The organism is Flintibacter sp. SJQ-8, assembly GCF_054108085.1.
Genome location: NZ_JBPJWR010000001.1, coordinates 139455 through 162182, shown reverse-complemented (window position 1 = coordinate 162182; position 22728 = coordinate 139455). Strand labels below are relative to the sequence as shown.

Below are 22728 nucleotides of genomic sequence, written 5' to 3'. Positions count from 1 at the left end.
GATATGGAACAGGAAAAGCTGTATGTCATCGAGGAAAAGACCTATGAGGCACATATCGACGAGGAAGTGCATCTCTACGGGCTGCTTCATCAGCTTGCCTTCCTTGCCGGAAAAATCAAGGACCGGGAGGATGTGGAGGCGTTCATTGCGGCGGCGAAGCGGTACGGCCAGATCGCCGATGACAAGTTTGACGCCTGGAACATTCCCGGCCGTTACCTGGTGTTCGGCGACAAGGCGGACCTTGCCGGGATGAAGGCGCGGGAGCTGTGCGAGCTGGACGCCTTCTATGTGGAGTGTGAGGACGACGAACCCGAACCGGGCGGCGGCCGCCAGGAGGAACACTATCTGATCCCCGGCAGCGGATTCCGGCTGCTGGTGAGCGAACTGCACATGTTCCTGGTAACCTGGTACAGCATCGCCAAGTGTCTGTCGCAGGCACAGAACGAGAAAGATTTTCTCCGACTGCAAAAGAAATACGGGAACTATGAAAAGACGCTGAACAGGCTGCGCCGCAAGCTGGGTCTTTCCGCTGACAGCAACTTTTGTCAGGATGAATTGGAGGCGGCGGTCATCAAGCGGTTCCGGGCGGAGCTGATCCCTGGGGAGCAGATCAGCCATGAATAAGCTCACCCATGTCAGCCTGTTTTCCGGCATCGGCGGGCTGGACCTTGCGGCGGAGGCGGCGGGCTTTGAAACGGTCTGTCAATGCGAGTGGGCGGACTATCCCTATTCCATCCTGCAAAAACATTGGCCGGATGTGCCGAAGTTCCGCGACATCACCACATTCACGAAGGAGGCGTTTTTTGAAAAAACAGGACTTGAAACCATTACCATCCTCTCCGGCGGATTCCCGTGCCAGCCTTTCTCCACCGCAGGAAAACGGCGGGGCTTTGCGGATGAACGCTACCTGTGGCCGGAGATGTGCCGCGTTATTGCCGAACTGCGGCCCCGTTGGGTGCTTGGGGAAAATGTTGCTGGCTTCATCAATATGGGGCTCGACAAAACGATTTTTGACCTGGCAAAAGCGGGATACGCTGTTCTCCCATTCGTATTTCCGGCTTGCGGCGTCGGCGCATGGCATGAGCGCCAGCGAACTTTTATCGTCGCGGCTGATGTTTCCCACACCCCTTGCCTCCGACAAATCCACGGGGCGGGATGCTGCCAGCCTGGATGTGTTCCTGTCGGACAATGGGATATTCCGCAAGCGGAACAAGGACGGGTCGATCTGGAGCCTGTCCCTGTCGGCGGCGGTGTTCTATCTGACCCCGGCAGCATCGGAGGGCTACCGTTCCACCCTGAAACCGGCGGCCTTCCGGGACAAATCCCCGTCCTCCAACCTGTCGGCTCAGGTGATCCGGCAGGAGCAGCCCCTTTCCGAGAAAGCGGCGCTGAACCCGGACTGGGTGGAATGGCTCATGGGATTCCCCCCGAAATGGACGGACGCATCCTTTGGCGTGCCGAGCCCGAAGGAGTCCCCCGCATGACCGAGGACACGGACAACCGGGCGCTGCGGCTGAAAACCCTGGGGAACGCGGTCTGCCCGCCCCAGGCCTATCCCATTTTCCAGTACATCGCCATGATCGAAACCGGGGCGTGTGCCGACATCTGCCCCTATGGAACAGGAGGTGACGCACCTTGAAAGAATGGAAAGCCCCCGAAAAGGAGGCGCAGAAGATGACCCGTGACGGGGCAGTATCCGTCAATCTGGTTACGGGCGAGACGACCTATCCCTCTGACCGGACGCCGGAGCAGGACCATTCCGCCTCCGGCGACACGGCGGGTGCCGCTGGGAAAGTAGTGGATCGTGTGGAACTGCACCGGGAACAGGCAGCAGCCAAGAAGAAGCGCCGGAAACAGCGCAGAACCTATCGGGAGGGCGAGGCGGCAGCGGGCCGTCCATCCTCCCGATTGCAGTTTTCCGAGGCGGACCAGGCCAAGCCGGAGCTGCAAGGGGCCATCCGCAAGTCGGACAAGGCGGCGGACCGGCTGGACGCGGCAAAGACCGCTGTTCCATCCAAACTGCCATCCCCCCAACATGCCAATCCGCTGTCCCGCCCCATCCAGGAGGCAGGCGCAGCCATCCACGGCAAGGTCCGAGAGGTGGAGCAGGAAAATTCCGGCGTCCAGTCGGGCCACCTGGGGGAACGTAGCTTTGAGAAGGCTGTGGGCTACGGAAACCGCCGTGTCCAGAACTGGCGGGCGGAACGCAAGCTGAAACCCTGGCGGGACGCGGCAAAGGCGGAGCAGGCGGCGGTCAAGGCCAATGCGGATTTCTACTATCGGAAAGCCGTGGCGGAGAACCCCCAGCTTGCATCCAATCCCATCTCCCGCCTGTGGCAGAAACGGAAGCTGCAAAAGCAATATGCGGCGGCATACCGGGCGGCGGGCAAGACCGCCCAGGCCGGGAAAACAGCGGAGACCACGGCAAAGGCGGCCAAGAAAACCGCCCAGGAGTCCAAGCGCACCGCCCTTTTCCTGAAACGGCATTGGAAGGGCGCGTTGATCGTGGGCGGCATCGGTCTTCTGCTGGTAATGCTGCTGGGCTCCCTGCAATCCTGTTCCTCCATGTTCGGCGGCGGGGTGTCCAACATTATGGCGTCCTCCTATCTCTCCGAGGATGCCGACATGCTGGCGGCGGAAGAAGCCTACTGCGCCAAAGAGGATGAATTGCGGGAGTATCTGGATACCTACGAGGCCACCCACGACTATGACGAGTATCACTTTGATCTGGACGAGATTGAGCACGACCCCTATGTGCTGATCTCCATTCTGTCGGCACTCCATGAAGGGGTGTTCACCATTGACCAGGTACAGGGCGACCTTCAAACCCTCTTTGACAAGCAATACATTCTCACCGAAACCGTGACCACGGAGACCCGCTATCGGACGGAGACACGGACGGACAGCGAGGGCAACACCTATACGGTTCGGGTGCCCTATACCTGGACCATCTGCACCGTCACGCTGGAAAACTTCGACCTCTCCCATGTGCCTGTCTACATGATGGGCGAGGAACAGCTTTCCTTGTATGCCACCTATATGTCCACCCTGGGCAACCGCCCCGATCTGTTCCCGTCCTCCGGGTATGTGAACAAGTACATCGACAACCCTCCCACCGCCTGGGAGATTCCCGCTGAATACCTGACGGACGAGCGGTTCAACACCCTCATTACCGAGGCGGAAAAATACCTGGGTTATCCCTATGTGTGGGGCGGCAGCAGTCCCAGCACTTCTTTCGATTGCAGCGGATTCGTCAGTTATGTGCTGACCAACAGCGGCCTGTGCAATACCGGGCGGCTGGGCGCACAGGGGCTCTACAATATTTCCACCCCAGTATCCGACCCCCAGCCCGGCGATCTGGTGTTCTTCGTGGGCACCTACGACACAACCGGCGTATCTCATGTAGGCATTTATGTGGGCGACGGGATGATGCTGCATTGCGGCGACCCCATCCAGTATTCCAACCTGAACACGAGCTACTGGCAGTCCCATTTCTACGCATACGGCAGACCGCCGTACAACTGATGGAGGTGATGAAGCATCAATATGGTTTCCTATGGGGGCGGCGCCAACAGCACCGCCCTTTTGATCGGGCTGCACCAGCACCGTATCCCGGTGGACCTGATTCTCTTTGCGGATACGGGGGCAGAGCATCCCCACACCTACGCCTATCTGGAGGTGATGGACCGCTGGCTGAAGGACCACGGGATGCCTCCCATTATCAGAGTGTATAAGACCACCCGTGACGGGAAACGGCTGACGCTGGAGGATGAATGTCTGCAAAGTTGCAGCCTACCGTCCATTGCCTACGGCTTCAAGCGGTGTTCCCTGAAACACAAGATCGGGCCGCAGGAAAAGTTCTGCAACCATTATCCGCCGTGTCAAAAGGTGTGGGCGGCGGGTAAACGGGTGGTCAAATTCATCGGCTACGACGCAGGCGAGGGCTACCGCAGCGACAAGGTGCTGCTGGGAGACCTGGCCGACCGAAAATACAGCAAGTGGTATCCTCTGATGGAATGGGGATGGACACGGGACGATTGCATCCGGCAGATCGAGGCGGCAGGGCTGCCCCAGCCGGGAAAATCGTCCTGTTTTTTCTGCCCCAGCATGAAACCCGACGAGATCACCGCCCTGCGGGAGCAGCATCCCGATTTGTTCCGCCGCGCCCTGGCGCTGGAGGACAACGCCCGGAAAAACCTGAAAACGGTCAAGGGCCTGGGGCGGAACTATTCCTGGAGAGAACGATTTGGAAAGGAGTTTTGCACACATGGCAACGGTTGAGAAGATCCGCAAGGACATTGAAAAGACGAAGGAGAAGATCTCCGCCCAACAGAAGCGCCTTCGGGAACTGGAGGCGCAGCTCACCGAGGAAGAAAACCTGGAGATCGTCCGCATGGTCAAGGCGGTGCGCATGGACAACAAGGAGCTGACCGCCTTCCTGAAGGCCTACGCCAGCGGCCTTATCACCCTGCCCGACGGGATGATGGAGTCAGAGGCAGCGGCGGACCCCGACGACGATATGGAGGACAGCGACCATGAAAGAATAAGAAAGTGATCCGGCTGTTTACGGCGATGCTGGCGGTGGTCCTGTGCATGACGGCCCTCTCCGTCACCGCCTTTGCGAGCGGCGGGGATGGCGACTATTACACCGGGGAGCCCGCCGAGACGACGCCGGAACCCACCGAGGAATCCGCCACCGGGGGCATGGAGCCGGAGGGCCAACCCCTAACCCCAGAGGGCAACGCCACGCTGGTAGATGACTATTACGGCGACAAGCAGCTTATTACCGTGACCACGAAAGCGGGCAACTATTTTTACATCTTGATCGACCGGGCCAACGAGGACAAGGAAACCGCCGTTCACTTCTTGAACCAGGTGGATGAAGCCGACTTGATGGCGCTGATGGAAGATGGGCAGGCGGAGGAAAAACCTGTGGCTTGTACCTGCGCCGAGAAATGCCAGGCCGGTGCGGTGAATACCGCCTGTCCGGTTTGCGCGGTGAATATGAGCGAGTGCGCCGGGAAAGCGCCGGAGGTGGAGCCGGAGCCTGAACCGGAGCCGGAGAAGGAGTCCGGCAGCGGCGGCGCCCTGGTGCTGATCCTGCTGCTGGCGGCTCTGGGCGGTGGCGGAGCCTTCGCCTACATCAAGTTCATCAAGCCCAAGCAGGGCGCAAAGGTCAGCGCCGACCCGGACGACTATGAGTTCGAGGACGAGGAATACGAAAACGAGGACATTCCTGAACAGGGAGAACAGGAGGAGCAGAATTGAGCAAATTGGTGATCTGCGAAAAACCGAGTGTAGCAAAGAGTATCGCATCGGCCCTGGGTGTCACATCCAGGGCCGATGGCTATTTTGAAGGCGGCGGCTGGCTCATTTCCTGGTGCATTGGTCATCTGGTGGGACTGGCGGACGCGGCCGCCTACGATGACCGCTATAAGAAGTGGCGGTATGAGGACCTTCCCATCCTGCCCGCCCCCTTCCACTATGTGGTGTCCGAGGAAAAGGCTGACCAGTTCCACATTCTCCGTTCCCTGATGGAGCGCCCCGATGTGACGGAACTGGTCAACGCCTGCGACGCGGGACGCGAGGGCGAGCTGATCTTCCGGCTGGTCTATGAGGCTGCCGGATGTTCCAAGCCTTTCTCCCGTCTCTGGATTTCTTCGATGGAGGATGCGGCAATCCGGGAGGGCTTTGCCGACCTGCACCCCGGCGCGGACTATGACCCGCTGTATCAATCGGCGCTTTGCCGCCAAAAGGCGGACTGGCTTATTGGTATCAATGCCTCACGGCTCTTTTCGGTGTTGTATCATCGAACGTTAAATATTGGGCGGGTGCAGACGCCCACCCTGGCGATGCTGGCCGACCGGGACAGTAAGATCGTCCTGTTCCGCAAGGAGAAATACCATTATGTGCGGCTGGCGCTGGAGGGGGCCGAGGCGGTCAGCGACCGCATTGTTTCCCCGGAGGACGCCCAGGCCATCCGGGATGCCTGTGACGGGCAGCGGGCCGTGTGTGTATCCCTGGTGCGGGAGAAAAAGACGGAGAACCCGCCCAAACTGTACGACCTGACCACCTTGCAGCGGGAGGCGAACCGGGTGTTCGGTTACACGGCCAAGCAAACCCTGGACTACGCCCAATCGCTCTATGAAAAGAAGCTGCTGACCTATCCCCGCACGGACAGCCGGTATCTGACCGGCGACATGGCGGAGACCGCCTCCGTGGTTCTGCATCTGGCAGCACGGGTGACGCCCTTCGATGCCTGCCCGGAGTTTTTCCCCGATGTTCTGGCGCTGGTGAACGACAAGGAGGTATCTGACCATCACGCGATCCTGCCGACGCTGGAACTGGAGAAAGCGAACGTTCCGGGGCTGCCTGTGGGTGAGCGCAATATCCTTCTGCTGGTCTGCTGCAAGCTGCTGTGTGCGGCGGCGGAGCCTTTCGTGTATGAGGCGGTCACGGCCACCTTTGATTGCGGCGGACATACCTTCACGGCAAAAGGAAAGCAGGTGCTTTCCCAGGGCTGGCGCGCCATCCAGGAGGTGTTCCGTTCCTCCCTGAAGGAGAAGCCGGAGGATGAAGATGCCGAGGGTGTTCTTCCCGCCTTGACCGAGGGGCAGGTCTTTGAGCCGGTCTCCGCCTCCGTCACCGAGCACTTCACTTCGCCCCCCAAGCCCTACACGGAGGACACCCTTCTGTCGGCCATGGAGAATGCGGGCAAGGAAGATATGCCGGACGAGGCAGAACGCAAGGGCCTGGGCACCCCGGCGACAAGGGCGGCCATCATTGAAAAGCTGGTGTCCGGCGGGTTCGTGGAGCGCAAGGGCAAGAACCTGATCCCTACAAAGGCAGGCGTTAACCTGGTCACGGTGCTGCCGGAGCTGCTGACCTCTCCCAAGCTCACAGCGGATTGGGAGCAGCGGTTGAACGAGGTGGCAAAGGGCCAGGCGTCGCCGGAGGACTTCATGGACGGGATCGAGGCAATGGCGGCGGAGCTGGTGCGGAAATACTCCCACATTTCCGAGGATGGGCAAAAGCTGTTCCAGCCGGAGAAAGAGACGGTGGGCCTCTGCCCCCGCTGCGGCAAGCCGGTCTATGAAGGCAAGAAGAATTTCGCCTGTTCGGACCGGGCCTGCCAGTTTGTCATGTGGAAGAATGACCGTTTCTGGACCAGCCGCCGCAAGGAAATGACCCGGAAGATGGCGGCCGACCTTCTGAAAAAAGGCCACACTTCCGTCAAGGGGATGTGGTCGGAGAAGAAAGGTTCCACCTATGACGCCGTGGTGATCCTGGACGATACCGGCGGCAAGTATGTCAATTTCAAGTTGGAGTTTCCCAAACGAAAGGATGGTGTGCATGGCAAAAAGTAAAACCGAGGTCAACTTCATGGAGCATTTGAAGCCGCTGCTCCCCGCAGGCGGTGACGCAAGCGAACTGGAGGCAGCGGCCCAGGCGCTTGCCGGACTTTCCCCGGAGGACCGTGACCTCCTGGCCGCTGTCCAGGAGTCTCCCTTCCGACTGACCACCCTGGAGCAGTTCCGGGAGTTTCCCGCGAATACCGAGTATTTCATTCTGGAGCCCAACATCCGCAAGGTGGAGGATGTGGGCTGGCGCTATCTGGCGCAGCATTTGGATGTCCTTCTGCCCCCGGAGCTGCTGGACGCCATTGATCCCGTTCCTTTCGGCAACCACGCCATGCGGGAGGAACAGGGGTGCTTCACCAGTAAAGGGTATCTCACCCTTTCCGGCGACGAGTGGGAGCATGAGCGTCCCAGGGAGAGGCAGACGGAGAAAAAGCCCTCCATCAAGGAGCGGCTGGAGCAGAGCCGGAAGGAATGTGCCAATCAGAGCAAGGCGCAGCCCCATCGGGAAAAGTCTGCGCCGGAACTGTAAGGAGGTGTCGTTATGCCCCATTATGACTATGACAAAGATTATCCCTTTGCCGCTTTCATCACCAACCTGGGCAAATATAACGAGGGTGCCCTTGTGGGCGAATGGGTGAAGTTCCCCACCACGGCGGAGGAACTGAAAAAGGTCTTTGAGCGTATCGGGATCGGTGCGAAGGACGACTTCGGGCAGACCTATGAGGAATGGTTCATCACGGACTACGACTGCTATGTGGACGGCCTCTATGACCTGCTGGGTGAGTATGCAAACCTGGACGAGCTGAACTACCTGGCTTCCAAACTGGATGATATGAGCCAGGATGAATATGAGCGGTTTCAGGCGGCTATGGAGATCGGCGATCACACGGGCAGCATCCAGGAGCTTATCAACCTGACGGAAAACCTGGACTGTTACGATGTTTACCCCGACATCCATGACCACGATGATCTGGGCCGGTATTATATCGAGGAACTGGACGCCATGCAGGTGCCGGAGCATCTGCGCAATTACATCGACTATGAAGCCTACGGGCGGGACATCGCCCTGGAGGAAAGCGGCCAGTTCACCGACCTGGGCTATGTGCGGGATACCGGGGACAGCTTCCATGAGTATTACGATGGTGAGCGCGGTAGCATCCCGGAGGAATACCGAGTAATGACCTTCCAGGATGACATCCCCGAAGAAGAAATTTCGGAATGGGCCATGGACCTTGCCTACGATATGGACGAGTTTTTCCGGCAGAACGATCCGCAGTATGCCGCCGAGCACCCGGAGGAACACGCGGCAAAGGAAGAAATCTACGAAAACCTGATGGCCGGGCGCATCTCCGCCCTGGACGAGAAACTGGCCGCCCTGGGGCAGACCCAGGAGGACTATCTGCCTTCGGAGATCGAGAAGTTCAAGGACGCCACCGGCTATGAGGAATTTCTGGATGTGGACCCCCAGGCGATCCGGGAGGCCATTGAAAACCCGGATCAGTCCCATGTGGACGAGATGCTGTCCTTTGCGGAGCAGGCAAACCGGGAGTATGAAGCGGAGTTGTACGGGCAGCAAGCGGCGCCCACCCCGGATGACCGAGAGACCGGCGAGACGGTGCGGACTCCCAGGGGCACCTTCCATGTGACGGATATGAGCCGGGAACAGATGGAGGCGGCCGGATACGGTTTCCACCACGAGTCCGAGGACGGAAAGTATCTCATCATGGCCAACGGCAGCCGCGCCTTTGCCATCCCCAGCGGAGACGCACCCGAACATACCGCGCCGGAGAAGTTGACTGTCCTGGTGGTGGAGCCCATGAAGGAACCCTATGTGAAGGAAATCGACCCCGGCCTCCATGCGCTGCAAGCGGAGGTGGGCGGCGACATTGCCGCCTCCTATCCCTTTGACGATCCGGTGGGGCTGGTGCTGAACGACGAGGGCAAGCTCATCGGTCTGGACCTGAACCGCTCTCTCCGGGACGAGCATGGGGAGATTTACGACATTGTGGCGGGCACCTTCTTGGTGGTGGGCCTGGGGCCGGAGAGTTTTGCGTCCCTGCCCCCGGACATGATCCAGAAATACACCGAGCAATTCAAGCGGCCGGAGCTGTTCGCCAGCATCAACGGGCAGATCGTATCCGTTCCCGTGGAGCCGGAAAACCCGCTGCGCACGGCGGAAATGACCCTGGAGGATGACTACGGCATGATCGACGGGATCATCAACAACGGCCGCCGTGGTGAGGAATTGGAGAAAGCCCAGACCGAGGCGCGCAGGACCACGCCGGAGAAAAAGCCTTCCATCCGGGAGCGACTGGAGGACGCAAAACGGGAGTGCGCGGAACGGAAAAGCCCGGACAAGCCTGCCCCGCAGAAGAAGCCCCCGGAGCTGGGCGACTTATGAGCCGGAGCAAGAAATGGCGTCTGGAATGGGCGTTCTTCCTGGGCGAGAACGGCAGACGCCAGTATAACAAGCTATGCAAGGGCTGTATCCATCCCTGCAAGCAGAGTTTCCGGGCGGTGGTGTTGTCCTGTCCGCACTATCTTTCCCTCCGTTCCAAAAAGTGCGGGAATTAGGGTTCAAAACAGTCAAAGAAACCGGCTGTGACGGCTTTTCCGTGTAGGGGCAGTATGATTTCCCATGTGGAGCGGCAGGGCGTTTCTGCATAGGAAAAACGCCGGATTTTCACCTTTTATCAAGCAAAATGGGAGCGTCAACATCGGATGCAGTTATCCGAGGTTGGCGCTCCCATTCTTTTTTTGTTCTGGCTGCGTCGCAGTCGATCAGTCATCCTCTAACAGCTTGGAGGGCGGGATTTTCAGCACTTGGGCGATCTTGAACAATGTTTCAAGAGATACGCCACGAACCGTACCTGTTCCTTCTACCTGACCAACGAAGTTGACACTTTTCCCGATCCTCTCCGCAAGGACCTCCTGTGTCATCCCCGCCTTTTTTCTGTAATATGCGATCTTCAAGCCCAAAGTGATATAGCGTTCTGGAAACTCCGTTTGCATAATATCACCTCCTGATATTATGCTACCAACAAAACAGGTAAATTATAATTGAGACCAATTAAAGAATTATTTACTTTAAGTCAATGTTTGTATATAATGAGAAGTGGATTGTTTACTTTGTTGGAGGGACTGGCTTGAAAATGGCGAAGATAGAACCGTGAACATATTTACTGTTAGTTTTTTTGGACACCGGATCATCCCGGAGTTTCGTGAGGCGGAGGATCGTGTGGAGGCGCTGGTTCATGCGCTGCTTTTGGAAAAGGAGTATGTGGAGTTCCTGGTCGGACGGGACGGAGATTTTGACCAGATCGTTTCCTCCGCTGTCAAACGCCAGCAGCGACTTGTTCGGGATGACAACAGTTCCTTGATTTGGATACTGCCATATCCCACGGCGGAGCTGCGCAACAATATGGAAAACTTTGAAACCTATTATGATGAAATCGAGATATGCGGCAGCGCGGCCAGCAGCCATCCAAAAGGCGCTTTTCAAATTCGCAACCGGCAGATGGTGAAGCGAAGCAATCTCGTTGTATTCTATGTGGACCATACAGGCGGCGGAGCTTATCAGACCATGCGCTATGCGCAGAAAGAAAAAAAGAATATACTAAATCTTGCTGGGGAAGGATACGGAGAAAAAGAATGAGCGCCATCATCTTTCGGTGATGGCGCTCATTTTCAGTAGCAGTAGTAGGCGCTGTGGGAATGTGTGTAAACGGTCAAAGGGGCGGCGCTGTGGGAAACAGTGTTTGCGGGCTGTGGGAAAGCTGACAGCTTTTCCATCAGGTCGTAAATATTTGTTTTCCATCGGTGGAGCGGCCGTTTTCCACATTTCCATAGTGCTATTCTGGAATATAGGAAGTCCCTCTTGTTATGAACAGTCGATAGATGGTCAAGGGAATATACCAGGTAGACACCAGCAGTCGCCAGACCAGGACGAAACCGCCGATCACTCCGCCAATAATAAAGTTCAGCAGAAACAACGGAAGGGCGGTTCCCAAAGAGCCGCCCGGCACGATCCAGGCAAACATCCGTGGGATGCCAAAAGGCAGACCGCAAAGGATGAACAGCCATACATAGTCGGTGACTCCATCTTTTGTGCAGACGGATTTGAAAATGCAGTACAGCAAAGCCGCCACCGCCACTGAAGTGACCCCCAAAAGTTAGACAATATTTTGAAGTAAAAATTGTTCAAGCAGCCGAAAGGGCTTGCTGTCTGTGAATTGCAGGCGGCAAGCCCTTTAGCTTTGCCTTGATGCGGCGGTTGTTGTAGTAATCCAGATATTCGATCAGTTCCAGTTTGAAGTGTTCCATGGAGCGGAACTCCTGCAAATACAGCAGTTCACTTTTGAGTAAGCCGAAGAAATTCTCTATCACGGCGTTGTCCAGACAGTTTCCTTTCCGGCTCATGCTCTGGCGAACACCTTTCTCCCGGAGCATCTGTTGGTATTGTTTGTGTTGGTACTGCCAGCCCTGGTCAGAATGGAGAATCAGGTTTGTTCCGGCCGGGATCTTTGCAAACGCCTCGTCCAGCATGGTGGTTACCATGCTGAGTACAGGACGATCCGATATGGTGTAACTGACCAGATCGCTGCTGCACAGATCGAGAATCGGGGACAGATAGAGCTTCTCTCCAAACAGGCTGAACTCCGTCACATCCGTGACCCATTTCTGATTCGGCTTTTCGACATGAAAATCCCGATTTAGCAAATTTGGTGCAATTTTGCCTACTTCTCCCTTGTAGGAACGATATTTTTTCATCCTGACACGACAAACTAAGCCCAGCTTCTTCATGAGCCGCTGGACAGTCTTGTGGTTCACAGAGAATTTACGCTTGCGAAGTTCTGCCGTGATCCGGCGATAGCCGTACCGGCCCCTGTTTTCGTGGTAAATTGCTGCGATTTCTTCCTTAACAGATGCATATTTGTCTTCTCTCTGCATCTGCTTCAAATGATAGTAGAAAGTTGCACGGGGCAGCTGAGCGATTGAGAGCAGAATACTGAGTGCGTGTTTTTGCCTTAGCTTCTGAACTACCAGCGTTTTCTGCGCTGGCGTCGCTCGTCTTCCAAAACCAAGGCTTGCAAGTTTTTTAGGTAATCGTTCTCCGCACGCAGTCGCTGCACTTCGGCCAGCAGATCTTCTTCCACCTGCTTCGGCAGCTGCTTTGGCGGACGACCCTTACTGCTGCGGCCACGCCGTTCGATGGCTAACCCTTCCGGCCCTTCTTCCAGGTAGATTCGCTCCCATGATTTGATTCGATCTCTACTGTTTACCTCAAATCTACGGCAGGTTTCGCTGTAACTCAATTTCTCTTTCTGCATGGTTTCAATCACCAGTTTTTTGAATTCCGGCGTATATCGTTTGTTTGGTACTCCTTTTGGCATAGCAAAACACCCCACTTGTTAGATAGTATACCATACTGTCTAACAAATGGGGTGCAGTTCACACGGGCAGCACGCTCTTTTTGAAAAACTCTTTGATTACTTCGGATTTCGTCACAGTCAGCACCTCCATTCCTGGTTCCATTATATCAGCCGGATAACCATGCGCCCAGGGGTTTTGCAAAGACTGTCAAAAGCGCCCAATCCCCGTTACTCCAAGTCGTTGCTCCGCTGCCGCTGCTGTTCCTGTTCCTTCGGCCTTTCCAGCAGGGCGTCCACATTCTGGCGGAGGGTGTCATATTCCTTTTCCTCCCGTTGTATCTTCCGAAGTTCCGTTTGCAGGGCGGCCTTGCGGGCGGAGAGTCCTTCCAGTTCTGCTTTCACCTTATCGGAGGAAGGAAGTTTGGTGAGCCCGGCCTTTTTGATTTCCCTGGCGGCCGCCTCGAATAAGATAATCTCGCTCTCAAAGCCGCGCAGGAATTTTTCCTTGTCCTTTGATGCCTTGTATCGGTCATAGACAGGTTTCAGCTTGCGGTAGGTGTCGATCTGCTTTCCCAGGAGGGCAAGGTCGGCGATCCGCTGTTCCGTATCCCGCAGACTTTCCCTGGTACGGATGGAGGCGGCGGCAACGGCGTCACACCGTTCCACCAATTCCTCATAGCTGCCGATGCCGTGTTCGGTGAGAAAGTTCATGGTGGCGGCCGCCCGTTTCAGATTCTCGATGGTTGCCCACCGCTGGTATCCGGCACTCTGCTGGGCCTTGATATTGTTCTGAATGTCAATGAGCAGGCTGACCTTCCCGCTGCGCTGTTGGGGCTGTCTGGAGGGCCTGGGACCTCCGGCAATGCGGGAGACAACGGCTGCTTCCGTGTAATCGGCGCCCAGGGTTTTGAGCCGGGTGAACCTCTCCTGGTCCGGCGCCCTGGCGGAGATATACTTTCCCCGCTTGATTTCGTACCCTTCCCGCTGCAACCGGGCAAGCAAATCTTCCAGGCTGGAGGACACGGGGATCAGCCGGTCGATGGCGGCTTTCAGCTTTGCCTTGTAGCTGGTGCCGTTCTGTGCGGCCTGATGCTCAATGTAGCTCTTGCCCTTATCCCGGCCAGGGACGATGACGGACAAGCCGTGTTCTTTGCACAGCCGGTCGCTGGCCCGGCGTATCTCGTGATAGCTGCGCTTGTTGGAATGGTAGTGCTTGTGGTCGGTGAAGCTGACCGCATTGAAAATCAGGTGATTATGGACGTGATCCTTGTCAATGTGAGTGGTGAGGACAAATTCATATTTGCCGCCCAGGACCTCCCGTGCCAGTTCCATGCCGATCCGGTGGGCTTCCTCTGGCATGACCTCCCCAGGTTCAAAGGCTTGGATCAGGTGACGGCCCAGGTGTGTGCCCTTGTCGATGGAATGGCGGCGTGTCCATTCAAATTCAATGTCGGCGGTCTCGGCGGCGCAGCCGAAGGAGGACACCAACAGCTTCCCGTCCGTCTTGTCAGGATTGCAGATATAGTCAATCGCAGCTTTCAGCGTTGACTTAATAGGATGCGTCTTTGTAACTGCCATATCTGATCCAGCCTTTCCCGGATTTCCTCCATGTCGGCCTGATAGGTGGGGCCTCCGGCGTTGACCCGCTTGGCAATCTGATTGATGTTCCGGCCAATGGCGGACAGAAGTTTGTTCATCTCCTTAATGTCCCTGGTGTCCACCTGGATGATATATCCGTCAATCGCCATCTTCCGCAGGTAGGCGCCGATCCGCTTTGTCTGGAGCTGGGCCATCTTCTGTTCCATCAGTTCCTTTTCCTCGGCGGTCACATAGAACTTCACCTGGATATTTCGTTTTCGGTTTGCCATCGTGGTATCTCGCCTCTTTTCGTATCAGGGTTTGGGATGTTCCCAACAAGCATTTTTCGGGTTTAGGGAGAGGGTTCCCTAAAGCCAAAAATCGCAAGCGGGTACTCGTTTGCTGTGCTTGCTATCTACTCCATACCCCTACCGAAAGGCGGTATTTGTTGCGCGTTCCTTTGATTTTGGACGCAAAAAAAGATTGCAGCCGCCATGCGCTGCAATCTCCCGATTTCTCATATTGTGAGGTTAATCCTCTGCTTTTTCGACTTCCGTTATCTCCCTTGCTGTTGCGGTTACAATCCGTATGCCTTTATCGCTCATACCGTCCAGCAGCGCGTCAAGCTGCCGCCGCCCGGTGGATTTCTCCGCATTGCTGTTCGGGAAGAAAAATTGATCTACCGAAATATGATACCGGGTTACAAGGTCATAGAATACCTGTAAACTCGGCTGTTGTCCCTTGTTCTCGATATTCGCAAGGTAGCGCGGGGAAATATATAACTCGTCGCTTACCTTTTTGCGGCTCTCGCCGTATTCATTTCTCGCGGCTTTTATAGCTGCCCCGAAAGCCTTAAAGTCGTACAATGGTACGGGTCTTTTTGCCATTTTCATTCACCCTGTTACATTTTACAGTTCACCTTTCTTTTTGGATATGTCCACACAATTCATATCATTAGGTTAAATACTTCCTGTTGTGTATTGACAGTAGACTGATTTTCTGATAAAATAAAATTTATGTAAAAGGAGGCGGCGTTTATGTTGCATAGCATGCGTATTAGATAAGCATTGAAAAAAAGGATTTTCCCATTTTCAACATGGGCTTTTTTGTCATGCTTATTTTGCGGATGCTATACAAAAAACTAACGACGTATAGATATAGTATAGACATAGTGCAAGCTATGCCTTAGTTTTGTTGTACTGCTCTGTGCATTATAAATGCAGGTCAATGCTCATGTTGAGGATTGACCTGCATTTTGACGAGTGAAATATAATGCTTAAAAAATATTGGATAAAATGTCCGATTTGTAACGGAAAGACGAGAGTTCAAGTATTTCATAATACTGTATTAAAAGATTTTCCTCTTTTCTGCCCTAAATGCAAATTGACGCATATCATTGATGTAGAAAAATTAGAGATTGTAATCAAAAATACAGAAAAACAAACTTTTATTATTTAGAAGAAAGGATATAAAAATGAAACGTTTACCTAAATATACGCCTGCGGAAGTACGGAATGATCCATACGGATTTACTTACAAAGAAATGTCGGAAGTTATTGGCGAGAATGAAGCAAAAGCCTTATATGAAGAATTATATAAGCAATTACCACGCAAAAAAAATCTATCAATGTTGGTAAAAAATATTTGCAAAAGCAGTGATACTGAAAAGTATGTTTACGAACTGAAAGACAACAAATACATTGAAACGGTTTTTATCAAGCGGCGAGATGGTGGAACTGTTTGCGTGAGCACACAAGTCGGTTGTCCTGTTGGTTGTATTTTTTGTGAGTCCGGGCGAAATGGCTTTGTTCGTAATCTAACATCGTCAGAAATCGTACAACAGATTATATTGTTGCGTCGAAAAGTAAACCGTATCGTTTTTATGGGTATGGGAGAGCCTTTATTCAATTATGACAACTTGATAAAAGCAATCCATATTCTCCGAGATAGATATGGGCTCAACTTTCCAACCGACGGCATTACCATATCAACAGTTGGTCCGGTCGATCAATTAAAAAAATTGCGCGAGGAACATCTTAAAATTCAGTTGACAATATCTTTACACGCAGCAACACAATCTGCAAGAAATCGTATTATTCCTCACATGCGCATATATGCTATTGAAGATGTTGTTAAGCAAGCCTTATCCTATTCTGAAAGGCATAATCGCAAAATTGTCTTTGCGTATTTGCTTTTACCGGGTATAAATGACCGGCCCTCAGATGTAAGACAACTTGCAAAATGGTTTCGGGGCAAAAAAGTTATGATTAACGTGTTACAATACAACCCAACAAGCAATTCAAGAATTAAAGCACCACAGAAACGGGAAATAGTTGCATTCAAACATCAATTAGAGCAAGCAGGACTTGAAGTTACTATGAGAGTTTCTCATGGCAGAGAGATTAACGCGGCTTGTGGACAGTTAGCTAACACATATAATAAATTCAAAAAAAATGATTAAAAGTGCCAGACGCATAGACGCAGAGCCGATAACGCATTAGGTCAAAAAACCTATGTGTTATCGGCTTTTTTATTTAGGCTATGTCACAACAAACAGTTGATAAATAGCCATTTTTATAGGGGAGTATCAGAACTCCCCTACAAACTGTTATTTGCAGTTATCTATACTCATTTGGAATTTCGATATGAAGTGTCTCACACAATAACTTCACATCATGTGCATCATTTTCATCAAACTCGTATCCCAGATGGAACATTACTTGACTATATGGTTCAATACAGGAAACCTCTATTTCCTCAATTCTTCCTTTACCCGAAAAAGTTTCTACCGGAAAACAATCCCCATCATAAAGAATTTCACCTTCGTCCGTATATTCAAAACAATGCAAATCAATAATTCTGTTTTTCAAATCTTCCCATACAGTATGGTTCAATGTTGTATATTCCATCTTAATCTCATAAAAGCCATTAGCTTTCATTATTTCTATAAAGTTCTGATAATCGTTCTTTTCTACAAAAATGTCAATATCATTATGGGCTCTTGACTGATATCCAAGAAGAGCATCTACACCCCAGCCACCATCAAGAAAGACTTTAATCTCCGCATCTATTGCAAATTGAAGAATCTGTTTTACATCTGTTATATTGACCATCTTATCATCTCCACAAATTCTAATTAGGCGACCAGAGGAACTGCTGGTCTGTTTGATAAATCTCTGCATTTAGCAGTTTTCAATGTTGCCAAAACGAAAGTTAAGAAGATGTTCCTTTTCTCCATGTCGCTTTCTTTGGCGTAATTTACAAGGTTATTCCACACAAGATAGTTGTTCAGATACTTGGTAGAAACACCGTTAAAGCCACGCATAAACCTCTTTAGCTGGCTATGGTAGCTATTGATATGTTGGATATTATAAATGCCTTTCTTGGCTTTGCCAGTCTTTAACTGCACAAGGTCAATGCCATTGGCATTTGTAAATCTCACATAGGAGTTCATCTTGTCCGTAACAAGAGTGGAATTGGTCTTAATCCTACCATCATAAATATGATGTAAATCTCTTGTAGAAACTCTACCAGTATTCGTAATCTTGGAGATAGACAAGCCATTCCTATTAACCGCACAAGGAACACATACCTTTTCTTGGGACAAGCCTCTGATATGTGTAGAATGACCACGCTTATGAGCCTTGCGTGGCATAGCAAATGTCTTACTCTTGCTATGATTGCCCTTGTACGAGATGGCGAAAAAAGTTTCGTCAGCCTCAATAATGCCGTCAAGGGTAACATCGTCTGCCATATTCTGAAGTGCATCCAAAATCTTGTGTCTCCAAAGGAATGCGGTGTTTCTGTGAATCCCACAAGCAACAGCAGTCTTACGAATGGATAAGCCATTCATCATACAATCAATGTACTGCTCCCACACGGACAAGTCTTTTCTTGTACCAGACACAATGGAGTTCGTAGCAATCACGAAGGACTTGCCACAATCCTTACATACATATCGCTGTGTGCCATCTTTACGATGACCATTGCGAACCACATGGATACAGCCACAAAGAGGGCATACACGACCATTTGCAAAGCGTTCCTTTGCTACGAAATCTTCAATATTCAAAGACTTTACAAAGGCAGGACTTAAAAGCATTGTTTTAAGGCTTTCCTGCTCTGCGACAGTCAACTTACCGATAATATCTAATGCGTCTTTGATAGTAGGCATATCCAATTACCTCCTTCGGTGGTACTGTTTCTTACTATTATTATACGCTATTTCTCGTCAAAATCAACCATTTGTTGTGACAGAGCCTTTATTTAATATTGCGCAAAAGCCGCTGTTCCCTATTATAGAATGGATTGCGGGTAGTGTATTAAAGTCGCCCTTTTTTAAGGATACGGCGGTATCGGGGAGGTATCGCCGTGTCCATTTTTATTTACTGTAACCCGCCTAATGCTTTGCGGTCAAAAAAAGCTATGCTCCGCAAGCGGGATATTCCGGCTATGAATGTGAACTGTCAATACATTTAGCTACTGCTTACATTTCCTTTGCGCCCGTCCGCGTCTTGCGGACGGGCGCATTTTGCTTTTTTCAACTTTTTTCTGAAAAGCGCACTCAAGAGCCATCTCCCGAACGGGTACGGAGCGAAAGGGGCAGAGAGGACAAGCCCTTAACTCCCGTCCTCTACTCCACGCGGGAAGGAGGTGAACTCTATGGAGCTATCTTCTTCCGACAAGGAAAGAATACAACATCAGTACGACGCATTAGCAAAGAAAACTTTGGTCGGCGAAGCGAAAAGCCACCGCCGCACTCTTGCGAAACGCGCAGCACGCGAAGTTACTTTTTCGGATTTGAGCGAAAGCGAACTCGCGCAGCTTTTCACAACGGACGAATACGAAAGCGATTATTTCCGTTTTCAAGTGTCCGGCTTTGATGTACTCGTCAAAAATGAACTGCTTGCCGAAGCCCTTAACGCTTTGCCCGAAAGGAAACGCGACATTATCCTTTTGTCCTACTTCTTGGATATGAGCGACGCGGAAATTGGCGAACTGCTGAATGTTGTACGCACGACGGTTTTCCGGCACAGGAAATCCGCGCTTGCGAAAATCAAACAGTATTTGGAGGGAAAAGCAGATGATGAATACCGTTAGGAAGTCTGAAAATCTGTTGCCGTTCCCTGTCATTTCCGCAGCGGCAAACGGCGACACAACCGCCATGTGCGCGATCTTGAAGCACTACGAGGGTTACATAGCGAAACTTTGTACCCGCACGCTGAAAGACGACGCGGGCAATACCTATTCCTATGTGGACGAGGAAATGCGTAACAGGCTGCAAGTGCGCCTTATTACCCGCACCCTTGCTTTTCATGTAGGATAATCTTTTAGCCCATGCGGGGAGCGTGTCCCCTTTCCACGCTTCCCGTTATGGGCTATTTGTCGTTCCGCAAAAGCATATCCGCTGTTGATGTGCTTTTGCAGGCCGACAAAGCCTATTGTTCTTTGACAAAGAAAGCCTTCGGGCAGAATAAGGCAGACGGATACAATTTGTCTGTGTGGAGCCGGTCGGCCGGTGCGCCATGACCCTGTTGCAAGTCCGCAGGACGGGACCCCTACCAAACAGGTGAGCGACAAAACCAGGCCGCAAAACAGGTGTGGCAGCCTGTGGGCGAGGATACGCAGACAGGATAATGAGACTCCCGCGTTGAACGCCCTCAAAGCATTGCGCGGCGCACCCATCAGCATGGGCCGGGGTGAGATTCCCGTGGAGCTGCGGCCAGCAGCCGTCCGTTTTCTGCCTCTTTTATGGTTTTAATGAAATGGCATGAAAGGGGCCTTATTATGCAGAAAATTCAATCTGAAAATAAATATGCCCCGCCTATGCGGAGCAAAAAGAAGATCGGCAACACGACCTTTATCGTCAATTCTTTTTTCCCTCAAACGGGAAATCAGACGATAGCCTCCAAACTGGAGAACCTGATAAAAGCCGATGTTCAGAAACAAACTGTGACTTGAAAACCTCTTAACAGGCAGACAGGGAAAAGAAAGCGCGGTATAATGAAGTTGGACTTCAATATCGTGTTTGACTGCCAGATAGGAGGTATTTATGTATTATCAGTCAAACACCGCTGCCGCGCTTCAATTCCCTTACACGGCTATGAGCTCCGAAGAACTTACAGCTTTGTATTGTCGCTTATCCCGTGATGATGAATTGCAGGGTGACAGCAATAGCATTGTAAACCAGAAAAAAATCCTGGAAAAGTATGCCCGTGAGCATGGATACAGCAATTTCAAATTCTATGTTGATGATGGCATCTCAGGTACGACCTTCAACCGCCCAGGCTTTCAGCAGATGATTGCAGACATTGAGGCTGGCCTTGTCAAGAGGGTCATCATCAAGGATATGTCACGTTTCGGACGTGATTATCTGCAAGTCGGCATGTATACGGAAATCATGTTTCCCGAACATGATATTCACTTTATTGCGGTGAATGATGGTGTGGACAGCACTCAGGGTGACAACGAGTTTATGCCCTTCCGCAATATCATCAATGAATGGTACGCTAAAGACACCAGCAAAAAAATCCGTGCCGTTATGAAAGTGAAAGGCAATGCAGGAGAACATTTGACTGTTTTGCCTCCGTATGGATACATGAAATCGTCTGATGACAAAAAGCAATGGGTGAAGGATGAAGAAGCCGCCCAGGTAGTTTATGAAATTGGTCTCTATATCATGGATGGTTTGGGACCCTCGCAGATTGCAAGAAAACTGACGGAAAGAAAAATTCTTACTCCGGCTGCTTACTATGCGAGCAAGGGCAGAACAACCAATGTCACAAAGAAAGGTTCTCCTTACGCTTGGGATTCTTCTACGATTGCCGACATCATGGACCGCTGGCGTGAATACCTGGGGCACACAGTTAATTTCAAAACCCGTAAAAAATCCTACAAGAGTAAAAAGACCTTGCACAATCCAGAAAGCGAATGGAAGATTTTTGATAATACCCACGAAGCCATCTGGACGGAGGCGATTGCCGATGCAGCAAGGCTCGCAAGGCAGACGCGGCGCCGACCCACAAAGATGGGAGAAATGGGTATGTTCTCCGGCATGATGTTCTGTGCCGACTGCGGCTCCATTATGTACCAATGCAGGGCAACCAATTTCCGGCGCGATCAGGAATACTATCTGTGTTCCGGCTATCGGAAAAGCCGTGATGTATGTGGGCAGACACATTCTATCCGAACTGTTATCCTGGAAGAATTGGTTCTGCAAAATCTGCGCGAGATCGTTTCCTTCGCATCACAGCGCAAAGACGATTTTGTGAAGATGGTCATGGATGCGGATATGCGCCAACGTAACCAAGATTTGGCAAAACGGCAGAAAACATTGGCCGATGCCGAAAAGCGGATTGCAGAGCTGGACACCATTTTCAAGCGGCTCTACGAAGATACTATTTCGGGAAAACTTTCTGACGAGCGTTTTCAAAAGCTCTCTACCGATTACGAGAAAGAGCAGCATCAGCTTCAAGATGTAGCGGCTGCTCTCCGTGATGAAATCGAAGCAGAGGAACAAAAAAGCGCCAATGTGGAAAGGTTTCTCTCCGTTGTAGAACGGTATACGGAAATTCCTGAATTAACCCCATGTATCTTACATGAGTTTGTCGAGAAGATCGTTGTCCATGCCGCCAGCGATCCAAAGGGCAAGAACCGCACCCAGGAAATTGACATCTACTATAAGGGCATTGGAGCCCTGGAAGTATCGAAAGTTACTTCATCAAGGCAAGAATGAGAAAAACGGCATAGCCGAAGCTATACCGTTTCTCTCTTGCCCCACGATGTTTTCTTATCGGGAGGCACCTTTGTTGCGGAGCTGTTTTTTAACCACAACGCCACAGAAACATTCTCCGACAAGCTGCTGAAAACGATACTTGCCGACAGTCTGCGTTTTTCTGCGTCTGACGGTCAAGAGCCGGAAAAAACAGAAATCTTGCGATAACAGCCGCCCCGACGATACATTCCCCGTTTGGGCGGTTTTTATCGTCAAAAACGCAGTTTTCCCCAAGTCAAGAGCCGAGGAAAACACCCGAAAAACACCCCTATTGCGTAACAGGGACGCAGAAAGGAGCTTGCATGAGAACAGGGCTTACCAAACAGGAAAAGACCACCGATATATGGTTTGACGAGAAAGACCCCCTTATCCATATCCGCACCCACAACACCAACCTCAAAAAGCGGCTTGCCGCTTATGCCGAGCAGTACCCCGACGAGTGCTACCAGACCGACACAGACCACGAAACAGGCTGCATGGAGTTTGATATTGCAAAGGGGCGTTTCTCTTTCCGTCTGACCGCCCCATACAATGAGCAACGCCGGAGAGCCGCCAGCGAAGCGGCGAAAGCTAACGCAAGCAATCTCACGCGAAGTGTGGTATAATTTTTTGAAAAAGTTTGAGATTTGATGTAGTATTCGTC

27 protein-coding genes are annotated in these 22728 nt (G+C 52.2%); 18 read left to right on the top strand and 9 right to left on the bottom strand.

Going from position 1 to position 22728, the window contains the following annotated elements; all coding sequences use genetic code 11:
• Window positions 1–3: 3 nt before the first annotated feature.
• Genes ACSAMP_RS00810 through ACSAMP_RS00770 form a run of 9 tightly spaced genes read left to right on the top strand, consistent with a single transcriptional unit; the run spans window position 4 to window position 9762 of the window.
• Entirely contained in the window at window positions 4–624 is a 621-nt protein-coding gene (locus ACSAMP_RS00810; RefSeq protein ID WP_059004496.1) for a hypothetical protein, read from the top strand.
• Entirely contained in the window at window positions 617–1639 is a 1023-nt protein-coding gene (locus ACSAMP_RS00805; RefSeq protein ID WP_117515657.1) for a DNA cytosine methyltransferase, read from the top strand. The genes ACSAMP_RS00810 and ACSAMP_RS00805 overlap by 8 nt, the downstream gene beginning before the upstream one ends.
• Window positions 1636–3525 carry a C40 family peptidase gene (locus ACSAMP_RS00800; protein WP_226973347.1) on the top strand — a complete coding sequence of 630 codons (1890 nt, stop codon included), beginning with the start codon at window positions 1636–1638 and terminating at the stop codon, window positions 3523–3525. The genes ACSAMP_RS00805 and ACSAMP_RS00800 overlap by 4 nt, the downstream gene beginning before the upstream one ends.
• Before the next feature lie 15 nt (window positions 3526–3540).
• A complete protein-coding gene (locus ACSAMP_RS00795; RefSeq protein ID WP_457799224.1) occupies window positions 3541–4281 on the top strand; it encodes a phosphoadenosine phosphosulfate reductase in 741 nt (246 codons plus the stop codon).
• Window positions 4268–4555: a DUF4315 family protein gene (locus ACSAMP_RS00790; RefSeq protein WP_457799216.1), complete on the top strand. Its 288-nt coding sequence runs from the start codon at window positions 4268–4270 to the stop codon at window positions 4553–4555. The genes ACSAMP_RS00795 and ACSAMP_RS00790 overlap by 14 nt, the downstream gene beginning before the upstream one ends.
• 17 nt (window positions 4556–4572) lie before the next feature.
• Window positions 4573–5268, top strand: coding sequence for a DUF4366 domain-containing protein (locus ACSAMP_RS00785; protein WP_457799223.1), 696 nt, complete (start codon window positions 4573–4575; stop codon window positions 5266–5268).
• Window positions 5265–7367 (top strand): DNA topoisomerase 3, encoded by a 2103-nt coding sequence (locus tag ACSAMP_RS00780; RefSeq protein ID WP_118359290.1) that lies wholly within the window; start codon window positions 5265–5267, stop codon window positions 7365–7367. The genes ACSAMP_RS00785 and ACSAMP_RS00780 overlap by 4 nt, the downstream gene beginning before the upstream one ends.
• Entirely contained in the window at window positions 7354–7890 is a 537-nt protein-coding gene (locus ACSAMP_RS00775; RefSeq protein WP_117515662.1) for a hypothetical protein, read from the top strand. Before ACSAMP_RS00780 ends, ACSAMP_RS00775 begins: the two co-directional genes overlap by 14 nt.
• A gap of 12 nt (window positions 7891–7902) precedes the next feature.
• Window positions 7903–9762, top strand: coding sequence for an antirestriction protein ArdA (locus tag ACSAMP_RS00770; protein ID WP_117515664.1), 1860 nt, complete (start codon window positions 7903–7905; stop codon window positions 9760–9762).
• Between the two features lie 380 nt (window positions 9763–10142).
• Here ACSAMP_RS00770 and ACSAMP_RS00765 read toward each other — a convergent pair whose 3' ends face one another.
• Complete coding sequence (locus ACSAMP_RS00765; RefSeq protein WP_059004488.1) at window positions 10143–10373, bottom strand: helix-turn-helix domain-containing protein; 231 nt, start codon at window positions 10371–10373, stop codon at window positions 10143–10145.
• 226 nt (window positions 10374–10599) lie between these two features.
• Here ACSAMP_RS00765 and ACSAMP_RS00760 point away from each other — a divergent pair, with 226 nt between their 5' ends.
• Window positions 10600–11016 (top strand): hypothetical protein, encoded by a 417-nt coding sequence (locus ACSAMP_RS00760; RefSeq protein ID WP_442861165.1) that lies wholly within the window; start codon window positions 10600–10602, stop codon window positions 11014–11016.
• A gap of 196 nt (window positions 11017–11212) precedes the next feature.
• Here ACSAMP_RS00760 and ACSAMP_RS00755 read toward each other — a convergent pair whose 3' ends face one another.
• The 6 genes from ACSAMP_RS00755 to ACSAMP_RS00730 form a co-directional block, all read right to left on the bottom strand.
• Window positions 11213–11515 (bottom strand): DUF6050 family protein, encoded by a 303-nt coding sequence (locus ACSAMP_RS00755; RefSeq protein ID WP_457799215.1) that lies wholly within the window; start codon window positions 11513–11515, stop codon window positions 11213–11215.
• Between the two features lie 46 nt (window positions 11516–11561).
• Window positions 11562–12407, bottom strand: coding sequence for an IS3 family transposase (locus ACSAMP_RS00750; RefSeq protein ID WP_457799222.1), 846 nt, complete (start codon window positions 12405–12407; stop codon window positions 11562–11564).
• Complete coding sequence (locus ACSAMP_RS00745; protein ID WP_457799214.1) at window positions 12401–12754, bottom strand: transposase; 354 nt, start codon at window positions 12752–12754, stop codon at window positions 12401–12403. The genes ACSAMP_RS00750 and ACSAMP_RS00745 overlap by 7 nt, the downstream gene beginning before the upstream one ends.
• Before the next feature lie 207 nt (window positions 12755–12961).
• Entirely contained in the window at window positions 12962–14311 is a 1350-nt protein-coding gene (locus ACSAMP_RS00740; RefSeq protein ID WP_117515668.1) for a relaxase/mobilization nuclease domain-containing protein, read from the bottom strand.
• Window positions 14272–14601: a plasmid mobilization protein gene (locus ACSAMP_RS00735; RefSeq protein WP_117515670.1), complete on the bottom strand. Its 330-nt coding sequence runs from the start codon at window positions 14599–14601 to the stop codon at window positions 14272–14274. The genes ACSAMP_RS00740 and ACSAMP_RS00735 overlap by 40 nt, the downstream gene beginning before the upstream one ends.
• A 240-nt stretch (window positions 14602–14841) precedes the next feature.
• The gene (locus ACSAMP_RS00730) at window positions 14842–15198 is read right to left on the bottom strand and encodes a helix-turn-helix transcriptional regulator (protein WP_002584957.1); all 357 of its coding nucleotides are present in this window, start codon (window positions 15196–15198) and stop codon (window positions 14842–14844) included.
• A gap of 385 nt (window positions 15199–15583) precedes the next feature.
• Here ACSAMP_RS00730 and ACSAMP_RS00725 point away from each other — a divergent pair, with 385 nt between their 5' ends.
• Window positions 15584–15769, top strand: coding sequence for a cysteine-rich KTR domain-containing protein (locus ACSAMP_RS00725; RefSeq protein WP_003431289.1), 186 nt, complete (start codon window positions 15584–15586; stop codon window positions 15767–15769).
• A 16-nt stretch (window positions 15770–15785) separates the two neighbouring features.
• A complete protein-coding gene (gene rlmN, locus ACSAMP_RS00720) occupies window positions 15786–16772 on the top strand; it encodes a 23S rRNA (adenine(2503)-C(2))-methyltransferase RlmN (protein WP_006774449.1) in 987 nt (328 codons plus the stop codon).
• Between the two features lie 157 nt (window positions 16773–16929).
• On the opposite strand, the gene lnu(C) is transcribed toward rlmN, so the two are convergent.
• Window positions 16930–17424 carry a lincosamide nucleotidyltransferase Lnu(C) gene (gene lnu(C), locus ACSAMP_RS00715; protein WP_019543803.1) on the bottom strand — a complete coding sequence of 165 codons (495 nt, stop codon included), beginning with the start codon at window positions 17422–17424 and terminating at the stop codon, window positions 16930–16932.
• A gap of 23 nt (window positions 17425–17447) precedes the next feature.
• The gene (locus ACSAMP_RS00710) at window positions 17448–18485 is read right to left on the bottom strand and encodes an IS1595-like element ISSag10 family transposase (RefSeq protein WP_002837184.1); all 1038 of its coding nucleotides are present in this window, start codon (window positions 18483–18485) and stop codon (window positions 17448–17450) included.
• A gap of 488 nt (window positions 18486–18973) precedes the next feature.
• On the opposite strand from ACSAMP_RS00710, the gene ACSAMP_RS00705 reads away from it, so the two are divergent.
• The 6 genes from ACSAMP_RS00705 (at window position 18974) to ACSAMP_RS00680 (ending at window position 22690) form a co-directional block, all read left to right on the top strand.
• Window positions 18974–19411, top strand: coding sequence for a sigma-70 family RNA polymerase sigma factor (locus ACSAMP_RS00705; RefSeq protein ID WP_002604474.1), 438 nt, complete (start codon window positions 18974–18976; stop codon window positions 19409–19411).
• Window positions 19395–19637: a helix-turn-helix domain-containing protein gene (locus ACSAMP_RS00700; RefSeq protein ID WP_002604473.1), complete on the top strand. Its 243-nt coding sequence runs from the start codon at window positions 19395–19397 to the stop codon at window positions 19635–19637. The genes ACSAMP_RS00705 and ACSAMP_RS00700 overlap by 17 nt, the downstream gene beginning before the upstream one ends.
• Window positions 19638–20098: 461 nt before the next feature.
• The gene (locus ACSAMP_RS00695) at window positions 20099–20272 is read left to right on the top strand and encodes a transposon-encoded TnpW family protein (protein ID WP_158565266.1); all 174 of its coding nucleotides are present in this window, start codon (window positions 20099–20101) and stop codon (window positions 20270–20272) included.
• 91 nt (window positions 20273–20363) lie between these two features.
• Entirely contained in the window at window positions 20364–22046 is a 1683-nt protein-coding gene (locus tag ACSAMP_RS00690; RefSeq protein ID WP_199720393.1) for a recombinase family protein, read from the top strand.
• A gap of 36 nt (window positions 22047–22082) precedes the next feature.
• Window positions 22083–22253 carry a transposon-encoded TnpW family protein gene (locus ACSAMP_RS00685; protein WP_457799213.1) on the top strand — a complete coding sequence of 57 codons (171 nt, stop codon included), beginning with the start codon at window positions 22083–22085 and terminating at the stop codon, window positions 22251–22253.
• Between the two features lie 134 nt (window positions 22254–22387).
• Window positions 22388–22690: a hypothetical protein gene (locus tag ACSAMP_RS00680; RefSeq protein ID WP_055304253.1), complete on the top strand. Its 303-nt coding sequence runs from the start codon at window positions 22388–22390 to the stop codon at window positions 22688–22690.
• Window positions 22691–22728 lie beyond the last annotated feature (38 nt).